13 protein-coding genes and 1 pseudogene are annotated in these 15353 nt (G+C 37.8%); 13 read left to right on the forward strand and 1 reads right to left on the reverse strand.

Going from position 1 to position 15353, the window contains the following annotated elements; all coding sequences use genetic code 11:
• The first annotated feature begins 199 nt into the window (after window positions 1-199).
• From MHB55_RS04395 to MHB55_RS04420, 6 genes are all read left to right on the forward strand, one after another.
• A complete protein-coding gene (locus MHB55_RS04395) occupies window positions 200-1504 on the forward strand; it encodes an ABC transporter substrate-binding protein (protein WP_340862689.1) in 1305 nt (434 codons plus the stop codon).
• An 80-nt stretch (window positions 1505-1584) separates the two neighbouring features.
• Window positions 1585-2529 (forward strand): carbohydrate ABC transporter permease, encoded by a 945-nt coding sequence (locus MHB55_RS04400; protein WP_154311389.1) that lies wholly within the window; start codon window positions 1585-1587, stop codon window positions 2527-2529.
• A 110-nt stretch (window positions 2530-2639) separates the two neighbouring features.
• Window positions 2640-3371, forward strand: coding sequence for a carbohydrate ABC transporter permease (locus MHB55_RS04405; RefSeq protein WP_427658910.1), 732 nt, complete (start codon window positions 2640-2642; stop codon window positions 3369-3371).
• 27 nt (window positions 3372-3398) lie between these two features.
• Entirely contained in the window at window positions 3399-4427 is a 1029-nt protein-coding gene (locus tag MHB55_RS04410) for a LacI family DNA-binding transcriptional regulator (protein ID WP_144537260.1), read from the forward strand.
• Window positions 4428-4431: 4 nt separating this feature from the next.
• Entirely contained in the window at window positions 4432-5343 is a 912-nt protein-coding gene (locus MHB55_RS04415; RefSeq protein WP_151111153.1) for an ROK family protein, read from the forward strand.
• A 13-nt stretch (window positions 5344-5356) separates the two neighbouring features.
• Complete coding sequence (locus MHB55_RS04420; protein ID WP_144537264.1) at window positions 5357-6796, forward strand: glycoside hydrolase family 1 protein; 1440 nt, start codon at window positions 5357-5359, stop codon at window positions 6794-6796.
• Between the two features lie 22 nt (window positions 6797-6818).
• Here the strand turns inward: MHB55_RS04420 and MHB55_RS04425 are convergent.
• A pseudogene (locus tag MHB55_RS04425) lies at window positions 6819-6902 on the reverse strand (hypothetical protein); the annotation flags it as partial.
• A 212-nt stretch (window positions 6903-7114) separates the two neighbouring features.
• On the opposite strand from MHB55_RS04425, the gene MHB55_RS04430 reads away from it, so the two are divergent.
• From MHB55_RS04430 to MHB55_RS04460, 7 genes are all read left to right on the forward strand, one after another.
• Window positions 7115-8323 (forward strand): M20 metallopeptidase family protein, encoded by a 1209-nt coding sequence (locus MHB55_RS04430; protein ID WP_191696595.1) that lies wholly within the window; start codon window positions 7115-7117, stop codon window positions 8321-8323.
• A 42-nt stretch (window positions 8324-8365) separates the two neighbouring features.
• A complete protein-coding gene (locus MHB55_RS04435) occupies window positions 8366-9913 on the forward strand; it encodes an ABC transporter substrate-binding protein (protein ID WP_144537268.1) in 1548 nt (515 codons plus the stop codon).
• Window positions 9914-10023: 110 nt separating this feature from the next.
• Entirely contained in the window at window positions 10024-10941 is a 918-nt protein-coding gene (locus MHB55_RS04440; RefSeq protein WP_191696594.1) for an ABC transporter permease, read from the forward strand.
• Window positions 10942-10977: 36 nt separating this feature from the next.
• Window positions 10978-11853, forward strand: a complete 876-nt coding sequence (locus tag MHB55_RS04445; protein ID WP_144538221.1) for an ABC transporter permease — start codon at window positions 10978-10980, stop codon at window positions 11851-11853.
• 19 nt (window positions 11854-11872) lie between these two features.
• The gene (locus MHB55_RS04450) at window positions 11873-12883 is read left to right on the forward strand and encodes an ABC transporter ATP-binding protein (protein ID WP_154311385.1); all 1011 of its coding nucleotides are present in this window, start codon (window positions 11873-11875) and stop codon (window positions 12881-12883) included.
• Window positions 12855-13892: an oligopeptide/dipeptide ABC transporter ATP-binding protein gene (locus MHB55_RS04455; protein ID WP_144537274.1), complete on the forward strand. Its 1038-nt coding sequence runs from the start codon at window positions 12855-12857 to the stop codon at window positions 13890-13892. The genes MHB55_RS04450 and MHB55_RS04455 overlap by 29 nt, the downstream gene beginning before the upstream one ends.
• Window positions 13879-15015 (forward strand): M20 family metallopeptidase, encoded by a 1137-nt coding sequence (locus MHB55_RS04460; RefSeq protein ID WP_151111145.1) that lies wholly within the window; start codon window positions 13879-13881, stop codon window positions 15013-15015. The genes MHB55_RS04455 and MHB55_RS04460 overlap by 14 nt, the downstream gene beginning before the upstream one ends.
• Window positions 15016-15353: the final 338 nt, after the last annotated feature.

Consider the following 15353-nt stretch of genomic DNA (forward strand, 5'->3'; position numbering starts at 1 on the left):
GAAAGCGGTTTCACCTTCTAATAATCGCTCTTTTTCATCAAGTTTAGAAACCGGTTTCCGAAGTATGGTAAATAAGTTTAGTTTTTATGAGGAAAACAATATGGGAGGTGAATGATACAAAAATAATAACTTTCATTATTTTTGTTGAAGAATTACAACCTGTAAGAAAACATTAGTCAAAAAAATAGGGGGAATCAAATTGAAAGGTTTGAAAAAATTAAGTGCAATAGGCTTGTCAACAGTTCTTGCATTTTCATTGGCAGCTTGTAGTGGAACCGAAAAGGAATCGTCTAATAGCGAAAAAGGCGGAGACAAACAAGAACAAGTTACATTAAATTTTTGGACTTTTGGTGCTACTGGTTATGAAGACTTGGCGAAAGTATATGAAGAAGAAAACCCTAATGTGAAAATAAAAGTAAGAGCTGCTGAAACAGCAGAGCATCATGATGCATTATTTACGGCATTATCGGCTGGAAGCGGAGCTCCAGATATTACGATGTTAGAGATTGATCAATTAGACCGTTTTAAAGTAGCACAAGACCAATTTGAAAACCTCTATGATCTTGGTGCAAAAGATATTAAAGATCAATACCTGGATTGGAAATGGAACACAGGGGAGAATAATGCTGGGGATTTCTTAATCGGCTTACCAACAGATATTGGTCCTAAAGCTTTATACTATCGTACAGATGTATTTGAAGCAGCTGGGTTACCAACTGAACCTGAAGAAGTAACTAATTTAATCAGTACTCCAAAAGCATTTGAAGAAGCGGGTATAAAGGTGAAGGAAAAGACAGGAAAACCATTCGTAGATAGTATAGAAATGGCATTCAGAGCTTACTTAGACGCAGCTCAAGAAACCTTCCTTAATCCTGAGGGTGAATTACTACTAGAGCAAGATGAAAATGCTGTTAAAGCAGCATATGATTACGCTGTACATTTAAATGAGCTTGGAATTGTTGGGAAATTTGAAATGTGGTCACCGGAGTGGGCAAATGCTGTGAATAAAGGTGAATTTGCAGCAGAATTAGGAGCTGGTTGGTTAAAAGGTTGGATGGAAGGTAATGCACCGGAAGCTGTTGGCAAATGGAGAGTAGCTACTTTACCAACTGAATTTGCTGCAAACTGGGGCGGTTCTTTTATCTCCATTCCAAAGGAAACTAAAAATGCTGATGAAGCTTATAAATTCGCAGAATGGTTAATCTCTCCAGACAATCAATTGAAATCATTCCAAACAAAAGGATTATTCCCATCTGCACCAGCTGTTTATGATATGGATGCCTTCAAAAACAATGAAGATGAATTCTTTGGAGGACAATCGACAGCACCAGTATTTGCAAAAGCTGCCCAAGACATTAATGGAGCAGTTTATAAAGGAGAGAAATACTTCCCACTTTATCAGGAAGTGTTGAATGCCTTGAAGAATGTTCAATCTAAAGGAGCAGATCCAGAAAAAGAATGGACATCGGCAGTTAAACGTGCAAAAGATTTATTAAATCGCTAGATAAAAAGATTACTAGATATGAAGGTGGATGAGGGGTTAATGAGCTCCAATTCCACCTTTGATAGGGATGAGGTGAGTACATGAATACTGTAAGTAATAAGGAAAAGGTAAGAAAAAAAAGGTACATGTCTGAACAGAAAAAAGATATGGCTTCAGGCTATTTATATATAGCCCCTTTCTTTATTATTTTTGCTATTATTGGGTTATATCCAGCATTATTTAGTATTTATTTAGGGTTTCAAAAATGGAACGGATTAAGTCCTATGACATTTGTTGGCTTAGCTAATTTTAAAATAGTCTTAACCGATCCTCTTTTTTGGAAATCAGTTTACAATACAATCGTCATGGGAATCATGGGTACCGCCCCACAATTACTGTTCGGAATCATTTTTGCCTATTTATTGAATCTTGCATTTCTTAAGTTTAAGAACTTCTTTAGAGTAACGATTTTTATGCCGTATATTACTTCCATGGTAGCTGTAGCTCTTATTTTCAGTGTGTTGTTTAGTGATCATGAATCTTCTTTAGCCAACTATGTGTTAAGTTTGGCGGGTCTAGATCCTGTGAACTGGAGCAGCTCTGAATGGGGAACGAAAATTGCCATATCGATTATGGTGTTTTGGAGATGGGTAGGGTATAACACCATTATTTATCTTGCTGGTATTCAAAGTATTCCAAATGATTTGTATGAAGCTGCAACGATTGACGGAGCAAATAAATTTCAGCAGCTTATGTACATTACCATACCGATGCTTAAGCCATTTATCATCTTAACTGTATTCACATCGACTGTAGGGGCTTTGCAGTTATTTTCTGAACCAACTATCTTTTTAGGAACTAGTGCTTTCACAAGAGACGAAGGCATGACTATTGTGATGTATTTATATCGGGATGCCTTTAAATTACAATCTTTTGGAACAGCGTCAGCTACAGCTATTATATTATTAGTATTGATAACTGTTTTTGCTGCCATAAATACTTTCTTAACCTCAGGTATTGGCAGGAAGAAAAGAGGTGGAAACTAGTGAATAAATCGGAGAAGGGAAAAAAACCGTCCATTAGCAGAATCCTTGCTTATGTACTATTATCCATTGCATCGCTACTTTCGTTGTTTCCGTTTTATTGGATGTTTGTAATGGCAACAAGCCCTAGTTCTGCTTACAATTCCATTCCACCAACGGTTACACCAGGGAGCTTGTTAATAGAAAATTTTAATAAGGTCTTGGATAAAATCGATTTCTTTCAAGCAATGTGGAACTCATTCATTGTTTGTTCCATTGTCACCATTGTGGTTTTATTTATTAGTTCATTAGCTGGGTTTGCCTTTGCGAAGTTTAAGTTTCGAGGTAAAAATGTACTTTTTACAGCTATTCTCTTAACGATGATTATACCGCCGCAATTAGGGTTAATCCCACAGTATTTCTTGATTTCTAAGGCAGGATTACTTGATACATTACCAGGTGTGATGGTATTGTTCTTCCTTAATCCTCTGGGGATTTTCCTGATGAGACAATATATTAGTCAATCTGTACCGGATGAGTTAATTGAAGCAGCAAAATTAGATGGGTGCTCCAACTTTAAAATTTATCGTAGTATTGTGCTTCCAATTATACTTCCGGCATTTGCAACTTTAGGGATAATTGTCTTCTCAGCTGCATGGGGCGAGTTTTTATGGCAATTTACTGTTTTAAGAGATCCAGAGATGTATACGATTCAAGTTGCTTTAGCCCAGTTAAGTAATACACAATATGCAGATTTTGGCATGATCTTATCAGGTGTTTTTTGGGCAACTGTACCACTTTTGATTATTTTCCTATTGTTTAACCGCTTATTTATATCAAGTATTACTGAAGGCTCTGTGAAATAAAGTAACGTGAAATAGAAGGGATTAGAGATGAATTTAACAATTAAAGATATAGCGCAAATGGCAGGTGTTTCCCCAGGTACTGTTTCAAAAGTCATCAACAACTATGAAGGCATTAGTGAGAAAACAAAGAAACAAGTAATGGATGTCATTAACCAAAAGGGTTATGAACCCAACTTTTCTGCAAGATCACTGGCAACAAAAAAGTCAAACCTAATCGGACTGATCTATGCTGGGAAGATTAATGTTGAAATGACACATCCTTATTTTAATGAGGTTATATCAGCTTTCAAAAAGAATATTGGTCTACTAGGTTATGATATTATCATGTTTTCAAATGAACGCTTTCAAACGGGGCATGGCAGCTATTTAGCAAGATGTCGACATTTTCATGTCGATGGCTGTATAGTGATTGCGGGTGAGGAAGTGGAAGAGGCTATCTATGATGTGGCAAAGGAAGGAATTCCGTGTATTGGGATTGATATTGAGTTAAAAGGTCCAAAATCTAGTTACATCATGACAGATAACGTGGATTTATCGAGAAAAGTGATCGAATTTTTTTATTTACATTCTGTAAGAAAGATTGGTTATATAGGCGGCAAATGGGATTCAGCTATTTCTCGTTATCGGAAACAAGGTTTCTATGAAGCCATGCAACAATTTGGTCTTGAAATACGCGGAGAATGGATTCAGTATGGTGACTTTCATGAAGAAAGCGGATATGAAGCGATGAAGAAAATACTTCGATGCAAAGAGTATCCTGAAGCTGTTTTTGCCACATCTGACTTGATGGCGTTGGGTGCTCTAAGAGCGATAAAGGAAGAGGGACTTAGTGTTCCACAAGATATTCAAATTGTCGGGTGTGATGACATTGTAGCTTGCCGCTATAGCGAGCCGAAACTTACGACAGTAAAGCAGGATAAAGAAAAATTCGGGAAATTATCAGCTTATATGTTGAATGATTTGATAAATGGAGAAACACAATTAAAGCCAGTATTGATTGACTCAGAATTAATCATTAGGGAGTCGTGTGGAACGAAAAGGGTTGATAGGAGGTAATTGTGTGAATTACTACGCTGTTTTTGATGTTGGAGGTTCTTCTATTAAATATGCCCTTATGGATGAGGTAGGATTATTTATTGAAAAGTCCTCTGCTCCTACACCTGAGACTAGTCTTGAACTGTTTGTAGATACGGTAGAATCCATCGTGAAGAATTTTCAAAAAAGGTATGCATTAAAAGGTATCGCTATAAGTTTGCCTGGTGCAGTGAATGTAGAAACAGGACATATTGGTGGAGTCACAGCACTTCCGTATATCCATGGACCGAGTATAAAGGAACTTGTTCAGGAACGGACACATATACGTGTTGAAATTGAAAATGATGCTAATTGCGCTGGATTAGCAGAAGGATGGATTGGTGCTGCAAAGGATGTACAGGATTATATTTGTATTGTGATTGGCACCGGTATCGGAGGCGCGTTAGTTCTTGATAAAAAAATCCGGCATGGTAAGAATCGATTTGCTGGAGAATTTGGTTATATGATCATGGAGGATTATTTCGAAGAGCCAATAGGGAAAACATGGAGTACTTTAGCTGCAATCGGTGGATTGATCAACCAAGTGGCAAAACGAGAAGGAATGGATCCGAATTCCCTTACCGGCAAAACTGTGTTTGAATTGGCCGAAGATGGTAATAAAGAAATACGAGATGAAATAGAAAAATTTGTGAAGCGATTAGCAGTAGGGATTTATAATTTACAGTATGTAATTGATCCGGAGAAAATCTTGATAGGTGGAGCCATCAGTACTCGAGAAGGTTTCATTGATCAGATTAATGAAACCTTAAATCAAATGAAACACAATAAGGATAGCTTAACCATCCAAGTAGAAAGATGTCAGTTTGGTAACGATTCTAATTTAATCGGTGCTTTGTATCACTTCTTACAGAGACAATCGATGAATGTGAAAAGATAGGAGGATGAAAACAGTGATACATCAAACGCTTAAACCGTTTCCAAAGGATTTCTTATGGGGAGCAGCCTCTGCAGCCTATCAAGTGGAGGGTGCTTGGGATGAGGATGGAAAAGGTGCTTCAAACTGGGATAAGTTTGTTCGTATACCCGGTAAGACCTTTAAAGGGACAACCGGTGATGTTGCAGTAGACCACTACCATCGTTATAAGGAAGATGTTCGTTTGATGGCGGAAATGGGTATGAAAACCTATCGTTTCTCTGTTGCTTGGACACGTATTTTCCCCAATGGTAGAGGAGAAATCAATCAAAAAGGCTTGGAATTTTATGATCACTTAATCAATGAATTAAAGGTAAATAAGATTGAGCCGATTTTGACATTGTATCACTGGGATTTACCACAGGCACTTCAGGATGAATATGGAGGCTGGGAGTCTAGGAGAATTATAGAGGACTTCACGAATTATAGTGTTGAACTATTTAAACACTTTGGTGACCGTGTGAAATATTGGGTTAGCTTAAATGAACAAAATATTTTCACGAACCATGGCTACCATTTGGCGACACATCCACCAGGTATTAAAGATGAGAAGTTATTTTATCAAGTCAATCACCATGCGAATCTTGCGAATGCTAGTGTGATTAAGGAATTCCATAAATATATTCCCGATGGAAAAATTGGCCCAAGCTTTGCCTACTCACCTTCCTATGCCGCATCTTCTAGTCCAAAAGATATTATGGCAGCTGAAAATGCCGAAGAGCTCAATAGTCATTGGTGGATGGATACGTATGTATGGGGCAAGTATCCAGAAGTAGCATGGAATTACTTAGAGGAAAAAGGACTAGCTCCTTTAATTGAAAAAGGCGATTTTGATTTATTAAAAGAAGGTAAGCCAGACTTTATTGGTTTAAATTATTATCAGACAACAACTTTTGAAGAGAATCCCTTAGAAGGCGGTATTGGTTCATCGGAAATGAATACAACCGGTAAAAAAGGAACATCCAAGGATTCTGGAATACCAGGACTGTATAAAACAATTGCCAATCCAAACTTGGAAAGAACGAATTGGGATTGGAATATCGATCCTCAAGGGTTAAGAATTGCTCTACGTAGAATGACTAATCGTTACGGACTCCCTATTTTGATAAGTGAAAATGGGTTGGGGGAATATGACAAGTTAGATGCGGATGGAGTAGTTCAAGATGATTATCGGATTGAATATCTGCGTTCCCATATAATCGCCATTCAGGAGGCAATTTCCGACGGAGTAGATGTAATGGGTTATTGTGTCTGGTCCTTCACTGATTTGTTAAGTTGGCTAAACGGCTTCCAAAAACGCTATGGGTTAGTTTATGTAAATCAGCATGAAGAGGGTGTACATGATCTCCGTCGCATAAAGAAGAACAGCTATTATTGGTACAAAAAAGTCATCGAATCGAATGGCACCTCCTTGTAGTTGATGAAAATAGTAAGTAAAGTTACACAAATAATTTAACGACTTCTAAGATCTGAGTTCGGTATTCTACTGGATTTAGGTCTTTTAATTTTGCCTTCATTCGTTTGTGGTTTTAATACTCGATATATTCATCTAGTTTTCCTTGGGATTAATAAGATTACTTTCAAGAGAATCGCTTTAAAAAAAACAAAAAATGATGTCGAAAAATTGGGAAATTAGTCTTGACTAAAGAAATATTCTAAACTAGTATTAATACAATAATCAGAAAATACTTTTATTTCCGAATATTATATTAAATAAATTAAATAGGAGGATTAAATGAAACACAAAGTAGTAGAAGAAAACGTTTTGCTTAAAGAGGCACTTGACCTTAAGGATAATTTAATACAATGGCGTAGACATCTTCATGTGAATCCGGAACTATCATTTGAAGAATATGAAACTTCAAAGTTTGTTTTGGAAAATTTAAAAGAACTTGGTTTAGAAATTCAAGCACCAGTGGCGAAAACTGGAATAGTTGCTCTTCTACAAGGTACTCATCCAGGTCCGACTGTTGCTTTAAGAGCAGATATGGATGCACTTCCTATACAAGATGAAAAAAATGTTTTATACGCCTCGTCTGTTCCTGGGGTTGCACATTTATGTGGACATGACGCTCATACAGCCATTTTGTTGGGAGCAGCCAAATTACTAAGTAAACATAGACCCCAAAAAGGGAATATCAAATTTATATTTCAGCCAGCAGAGGAAGGTTTAGCAGGGGCCCTACATATGGTTCAGGAAGGGGTGCTTAACAATCCTGATGTAGATGTTATTGCCGGTTTGCATGTACATCCTACAGCAAACACAGGGTATATAACTGTTGCGAAAGATGTCGCAATGGCATGTGCGGATTCCTTTGACATAGAAGTGATTGGAGAGGGGGGGCATGCGGCTCATCCACATATGTCGATCGACTCGATAACGGTAGCAGCCGAAGTTATCTCTTCGTTACAGCAAATTGTGAGCCGATCAATCGACCCTCTAAAACCAGCTGTTTTGACAATAGGTAAAATAGAAGGTGGCTTTAAAAGAAATGTTATTGCACCGTCCGTCCGATTGGAAGGCACAGTTAGAGTCTTAGATCCTTCGTTAAGAGAGGTCATTTCTCAAAGAATGGAAAGATATATTAAAGGTGTCTGTGAAGGGATGGGGGCTAGTTATAAATTTGATTATCAATTTGGCTATCCTTCCGTTAAAAATGACAATACATTGATCCCATTATTAGATTCAGTTGCTGAGAAAATATTGGGCGCCAGTACGCTTTCAATTGTGAATCCGAGCATGGGGGGAGAGGATTTTGCTTACTATGCTGAGAAAGTGCCAGGTATTTTCTTTAGATTGGGTACTTACAATGAAACAAAAGATTGTATCTATCCAAATCACCATCCAAAATTTGATATTGATGAAGATGCACTGCCGTATGGCTCTGCTTTATTGGCCCAATTCGCTCTTGATTACATAGAGAATAATTCAACCGAACAATAAGTATTTGATTCATGAAAAATATATAGATAAAGGGGTATGAGTATGAGGAAATGGGTAGGGTTAGCTAGTTCTATACTTTTGACAGTGGGCTTGTTGGCAGCCTGTAATGGAGAGGAATCTTCCACTTCGACGCCAAAAAAAGAGGATGATAGAACATTAACGATTGCAATGGGAACGGACATGGTAACATTTGACGTTCATAATCATGTAAATACTTCCACAGAAGCAATTCACGTGAATATGTTTAACTATTTGTTTAAACGAGATAACGAAACTGGAGAGATTTTACCAGACTTAGCAGAAGGTTATGAAAAAATAGATGATAAGACTTGGGAAGTGAAACTAAAAGAAGGCGTTACTTTCCATAACGGCGAAACTTTAGATTCTGAGGATGTTAAATTCTCACTTGAACGTGTTGCACATGATTCAACACTTCTTGATCACATTAACTATAACTCTATTAAAGAGGTACAAGTTATTGATGAACTTACAATCCGTATTATTACAAATGAACCAGATCCAGCTTTGCTAAATAGAATTTCAAGAATTGCATCTAGTATCCTTCCTTCCGAATATATTGAAGAAAATGGAATGGATTATTTCTTGGAAAATCCAGTTGGGACAGGACCATTTAAGTTTTCCAAATGGGTACGCGACGATAGAATTGTCCTAGAAGTATATGATGATTATTTTGAAGGAAAAAATGAAGAATGGGACGAAGTGGTGTTCCGTGTAATCCCGGAAAACTCTACACGTGTCTCTGAGCTACTAACAGGTGGAGTTGATATTGCAACAAACATGCCTCCAAGTGAGTGGAAACGTATTGAGGATAACGATGGCACCCATTTATCACAAGGAACTTCTAACCGGACAATGATGATATTTTTGCGTTCAACTGAAGGATATCCAACTTCTGATCCTCGAGTTAGAGAAGCTTTGGACTTGGCAATTGATAACAAGGCAATAACGGATAATTTATTAAATGGCGCAGGAATACCTACCATTACACGAGTAGCGCCAGGAAACTTTGGTTTTGCTGAAGATCTTTATGACACCTATAACTATGATGTAGAAAAAGCAAAAAAATTATTGGCAGAAGCAGGCTATCCTGATGGCTTTGAAATGACCTTCCATTCTCCAAAAGGACGTTATTTACAGGATGCTGAAATAGCTGAGATGGTTGCCGGAATGTGGACTGCGATTGGGGTAAAAGCAAATGTAGAATTCATGGAGTGGAGTAGTTTCGTTGAACTTCGTAATTCAGGCAAAAATAAGGATGCTTATTTACTAGCTTTGGGTAACTCTATGTTTGATGCTGCGAATGCATTAGATTGGTATAACTACGAAAGATTTAAAGGACAAATTGATTATTACAATGAAGAAGTAGAGGGATTATTGGCAGCTGCTGCTCAAAATATGGACCCAGAAGAAAGAGCACAGCAATATATTAAAGCACAACATTTATTAGCTGAAGACACAGCTCACATTGTTTTACATCAAGAATCTATTAACGTAGGTGTGAGTGATGCAATTGATTATACTCCTACAATGGATGAAATAATTTACGTGGATTCCATTAATAAAAAGTAGGTACGGTTATCGGTAGGGAGAGCTTGCTCTTCCTTCCTTTACTATTTGGTTGTGTAAAAAAATAGTAGGTTACAATAAATCATTTCAAAATATGTGTGAGGTGACAATTGATGAACAATTACTTTGTAAGGCGAATACTACAAATAATACCTGTTTTATTAATCATTTCATTTATTGTCTTTTCACTAGTCTTTATCGCGGGAGACCCAGTTGCATTAATGCTCCCTGATGACGCATCCCAGGAAGATGTGGAGCTATTAAGAGAATCCTTAGGTTTAAACGAAGCCTTTATCGTTCAATACACTACATACCTTATGAACCTTGTACAAGGTGACTTTGGAGAATCCTACCGTTATGGTCAGGACGCTATGGAAATCGTCCTTGAGCGTCTCCCCGCAACACTTGAACTAGGTATCGCAGCGCTTATAATCGCAATTGTTGTATCGATTCCACTTGGTATTTGGTCTGCTACAAAACAAAACTCTAGTCTAGACTTAGTGGCGACGGGTGCGGCTGTCATAGGAAAAGCAATGCCGAACTTTTGGTTGGGTATCATGTTGATTTTATTGTTTTCTGTCACTTTAAGTTTCTTCCCGGTTTCAGGAAGAGGGACGCTGTTACATTTGGTTCTCCCTTCCATAACTCTTGCTACTGGGATAGCTGCGGAAATGACACGACTCATCCGGTCTAGCATGATTGAAACCTTGAATCAGGATTACGTACGGACAGCGAAGAGTAAAGGTTTAAAGGATAGAATCGTAGTTTATAAGCATGCTTTCCGAAATTCACTTATTCCTGTCATAACCATTACTGCATTACAAACCTCCACTTTGGTTGGGGGGACATTGATTACTGAAACTGTCTTTTCATGGCCGGGTTTAGGTCAATTATTAATACAGGCTGTAAATACGCGTGATATGGCAATTGTTCAAGCCAGTGTATTTGTCATTGCAACACTCGTAATTCTTATGAATCTAGTAGCAGATATTCTTTACCGACTATTAGATCCACGGATTAAATATAGCTAGGGGGAAGTTAAGTTGACCCAATCACAGACAATAAGCATGACACAAAACAAACCCTCTTCTTTTAAAAGGTGGAGTAGATTATTACTTAGAAGTAAGACAGGCACAGTAGGATTCTTTATCGTTTTCTTTGTTTTCTTAGTGGCCATTTTTGCACCACTACTAGCACCACATGATCCCGCTGCTATTAATGCGGCTAATATGCTAAAGCCTCCTTTCTGGATGGAAGGTGGTAGTACTGCAAATCTATTGGGAACGGATAACCTTGGTAGGGATATTCTTAGTCGGATTATCTATGGTTCTCAAATTTCCTTATTAGTAGGTATTACCTCTGTCGTTGTTGCGGGAATTATCGGTGTTACTATTGGTTTGATAGCAGGGTATTATGGTGGTTTTATCGACAATGTGTTAATGCGCCTTGTAGATTCCTTCCTAGCAATACCAACTATTCTTTTTGCGCTAGTAATACTTAGTGTTTTTGGACCAAGTGTTATTACTCTTATTTTCGTTCTGGGTGCTACGAATTGGGTAAACTATGCACGGCTTGTACGTGGCGAAGTGCTAACTATAAAGGAACGTGATTTTGTAAGAGCTGCCCGTTCAATTGGAGTAAAAAACAATAAGATAATTATTCGTCATTTACTACCGAATGTTATTTCCTCTTTTATCGTAATTTCTACGTTAAGTGTGGCAACAACGATCATTCTTGAAGCATCACTTAGCTTTTTGGGGCTTGGTGTTCAACCACCGACTGTTTCATGGGGGTCTATTTTGAGTGATGGAAGAGATTATTTAGCCACAAGTTGGTGGCTTGCGACTTTTCCGGGTCTAGCCATTACAGTAACAGTTCTAGGAATAATATTCTTGGGTGATTGGTTAAGAGATGTTCTAGATCCTCGCTCTATCAAAAAATAATCTTAAGGAGGAATCCCTAATGGCGGAAGAAGTACTGAATGTAAAAAACCTCAAAACTTATTTCCATACTGAAAATGGGATTGTTCCCTCAGTCGATGACGTTTCAATTAGGATAAAAAAAGGAGAGACATTAGCTATAGTAGGTGAATCGGGATCAGGGAAAAGCGTGACGTCCCTATCCATTATGCGTTTAATTGACTCTCCTGGAAAAATTCAGGATGGACAGATTTTGTTTAAAGGAAGAGACATTGTTCCTATCTCGATGAAAGAGATGCGTAACCTTCGTGGTAATGAGATTGCGATGATTTTCCAAGAGCCTCTTACTTCTTTGAATCCAGTTTTCACCATAGGAAATCAAATGGCAGAATCCATTATGTTACACCAAAAGAAGGGTAAGAAAGAAGCACGAAAGCTCAGTATTGAAATGCTGAAAAAAGTAGGAATACCAAGAGCGGAAAAAGTAATTGATTCATTTCCACATTCATTAAGTGGAGGTATGAGACAACGTGTAATGATTGCAATGGCACTCTCCTGTAATCCTGAATTATTGATTGCAGATGAGCCAACTACTGCTCTTGATGTAACAATCCAGGCTCAAATTCTTAAATTAATGAAGGGGTTAATTACGGAGTTTGATACTTCTATTTTGTTAATCACCCATGACCTAGGTGTAGTGGCTGAAATGGCAGACCGTGTAGTTGTTATGTATGCAGGTCAAGTAGTGGAGGAAACGGATGTATTTACATTATTTAGAGAACCTAAACACCCGTATACGAAAGGGCTGATGGACAGTACGCCTAAGATTCATGAATTAAAAGATGAATTAACCTCAATACCTGGAACTGTTCCAAATCCGTTAAATTATCCAAAAGGTTGTCGTTTTATGGATCGCTGTCCATATGCTATGCAAAAGTGTGCAGAAGCTCAACCAAAACTTGAAGAAATTTTGACAGATCACAAGGTCAGATGCTGGCTTCATGAAGAAAAGGTGGTTGATTTGTATGAAACAAAATCATTTGCTGGAAGTTAGAGGATTGAAAAAAGCATTTGATATATCTGAAGGTTTCTTAAAAAGAAAAAAACAGTTTCTTTATGCAGTCGATGGCTTGGACTTTTATGTGGACGAAGGAGAAACGCTTGGTATAGTAGGTGAATCAGGATGTGGAAAGTCAACTACAGGAAACTTGATTGGTCATTTACTTGATGCAACGGAAGGAGAAATTCTTTTTGAAGGAGAAGATTTGACTAAGCTAAAAGGAGAGGCTTTAAGAAAGAAACGAGCAGATATCCAAATGGTTTTTCAGGATCCTTTCTCTTCTTTAAATCCACGTATGCGAGTTTTTGATTTGATAGCCGAACCGTTGAGAACTCATAAATCTTTCAATAAAAAAGAACTCTCTGAACGAGTAATGGAACTGATGGATCTAGTTGGTTTAAACCGTTCTTATGTCAATCGATATCCACATGAATTTAGCGGGGGACAGAGGCAAAGAATCGGAATTGCCCGTGCTATTTCCTTAAATCCAAAGTTGATCGTATGTGATGAACCAGTTTCTGCACTTGATGTATCAATTCAATCCCAAATATTAAACTTACTATCTAAATTACAAAAGGAACTAAATCTAACTTTCATTTTTATCGGACATGGATTACCAGCTGTAAAGCATATCAGTGACAGAATTGCTGTGATGTATCTCGGTAAAATAGTGGAGCTGACGACAAAAGAAAAGTTGTTTCTACATCCGATGCATCCTTATACAGAAGGTCTATTGTCCGCTGTGCCAGTTCCGGATCCTCTTCAACGAAACATTGAGGGAAGACAACTTCTGGAAGGCGATATCCCGAGTCCAGCCAATCCACCACCTGGGTGCAATTTCCATACGAGATGCCCTTATGCTCAGCAAATATGCAGTAAAAACGAACCTGTATTTGAGGAGAAATCACCAGGTCAATTTGTAGCATGTCATTTTCCTCTTAAGGATGGAAAAGGAATTATCAATGAAGAGAAAGTGATGGTAGATACTCATGGACTATCTTAAAAAAAAACTTGAACCAATGCTTAACCTCATTGAAAAATTAGTGAACATCGATAGTGGTTCAACAAATAAAGTTGGAGTCGATAAGATTGGAAAAATACTTATAGAAGAATATAAACAAATGGATTTTACTATAGAAGTTAAAGAAAACAAAGACTTTGGGAATAATATCCTAATTAAGCATAAAGAAGCTATGAAGCCTGAAATTCTGCTTATTGCTCATATGGATACTGTATTTCCGATTGGAACAGCAGCAGAAAGGCCGTTTACTATTAAAAATGGCCTTGCCTTTGGTCCAGGAGTGGCTGATATGAAAGCAAGTCAGGTTACATTATTGTATGCTATGAAATATTTGTACGAGAAAAAAGATGCGGCAATGAAAAACGTCATCATTATATTAAATAGTGATGAGGAAATAGGTTCACCTACTTCAAGGGAGCTCATTGAGGAAATTTCAAAAAATGTTAAATATGCATTGGTTATGGAACCTGCCCGTAAAGATGGATCGATTGTGTCCTCGAGAAGAGGGGGAGGCAGGTATACGTTGCATGTACACGGAAGATCTGCACATTCAGGAGTAGCTCCAGAAGAAGGCAGAAGCGCTATTGAGGAACTTGCGTATAAAACGATAAAACTTAATCATTTAACTGACCACGAACAAGGAATATCAGTAAGTGTAGGCATAGTTGAAGGTGGAGACGCGGTAAATATGATACCAGATAGCGCCACTGGATATGTGGATGTACGCGTTGAGAGTGATGAGCAAAGTTTAGAAATCGCAAAGAAAATCGAAAGTATTTGTTCAGTACCAGATGTACCAGGGACAACAATTGACTTAGAAGGCGGAATTACTCGCCCACCAATGGAACCTGATGAAAAGAACCAGAAATTACTAGAGATAGTTAAGGAAGTCGGGAATTCCTTTGGCTTGATAGTAACGGATTCTCATACGGGTGGAGGATCAGATGCATCATTTCCCTCTCACCTTGGCGTAGCAACTATAGATGGTGTAGGACCGATTGGCGGAAAACTGCACAATGAAGGTGAATACCTTGAAATAGACTCACTGACTGAAAGGTGTTTTCTGTTAGCCGAAACAGTATCTAAACTATCAGAAAGCAATTAGCAAATAATCATGTTTAAATTTATGTACACAATGCAAAATCTCTATTAGTATACGATCTACAAAGATTAATCGGATTAGAACTATTTACTAAATTACATAGTGGTGCGTAAACCTAAAGAAAAATAAACCTTGCAACCTTAGAGCGAGTGTTACTTGTAGAACCTAACTTGCTTTATAATTACTACACAACATGTGATAGTAGCGAAACATGATACTTAGCGAGATGAGCAAGACACTACAAGCAACGCGTGGAGGCAACATATTATCATCCCACTGAATTCAACCATCTATAGTTCGTTTTTATGTATATAATTCATTAAAAGCCGAGGAGGATTTAT

The organism is Psychrobacillus sp. FSL K6-1267, assembly GCF_038003265.1.
GTDB lineage: Bacteria > Bacillota > Bacilli > Bacillales_A > Planococcaceae > Psychrobacillus > Psychrobacillus faecigallinarum.

Bases quoted from the DNA above. Each gene is read 5' to 3' on its own strand.
- MHB55_RS04400 (WP_154311389.1), top strand. From the start codon at position 1,585: ATGAATACTGTAAGTAATAAGGAAAAGGTAAGAAAAAAAAGGTACATG.
- MHB55_RS04430 (WP_191696595.1), top strand. From the start codon at position 7,115: ATGAAACACAAAGTAGTAGAAGAAAACGTTTTGCTTAAAGAGGCACTT.
- MHB55_RS04410 (WP_144537260.1), top strand. From the start codon at position 3,399: ATGAATTTAACAATTAAAGATATAGCGCAAATGGCAGGTGTTTCCCCA.
- MHB55_RS04435 (WP_144537268.1), top strand. From the start codon at position 8,366: ATGAGGAAATGGGTAGGGTTAGCTAGTTCTATACTTTTGACAGTGGGC.
- MHB55_RS04455 (WP_144537274.1), top strand. From the start codon at position 12,855: ATGAAACAAAATCATTTGCTGGAAGTTAGAGGATTGAAAAAAGCATTT.
- MHB55_RS04460 (WP_151111145.1), top strand. From the start codon at position 13,879: ATGGACTATCTTAAAAAAAAACTTGAACCAATGCTTAACCTCATTGAA.
- MHB55_RS04445 (WP_144538221.1), top strand. From the start codon at position 10,978: ATGACACAAAACAAACCCTCTTCTTTTAAAAGGTGGAGTAGATTATTA.
- MHB55_RS04450 (WP_154311385.1), top strand. From the start codon at position 11,873: ATGGCGGAAGAAGTACTGAATGTAAAAAACCTCAAAACTTATTTCCAT.
- MHB55_RS04405 (WP_427658910.1), top strand. From the start codon at position 2,640: ATGGCAACAAGCCCTAGTTCTGCTTACAATTCCATTCCACCAACGGTT.
- MHB55_RS04440 (WP_191696594.1), top strand. From the start codon at position 10,024: ATGAACAATTACTTTGTAAGGCGAATACTACAAATAATACCTGTTTTA.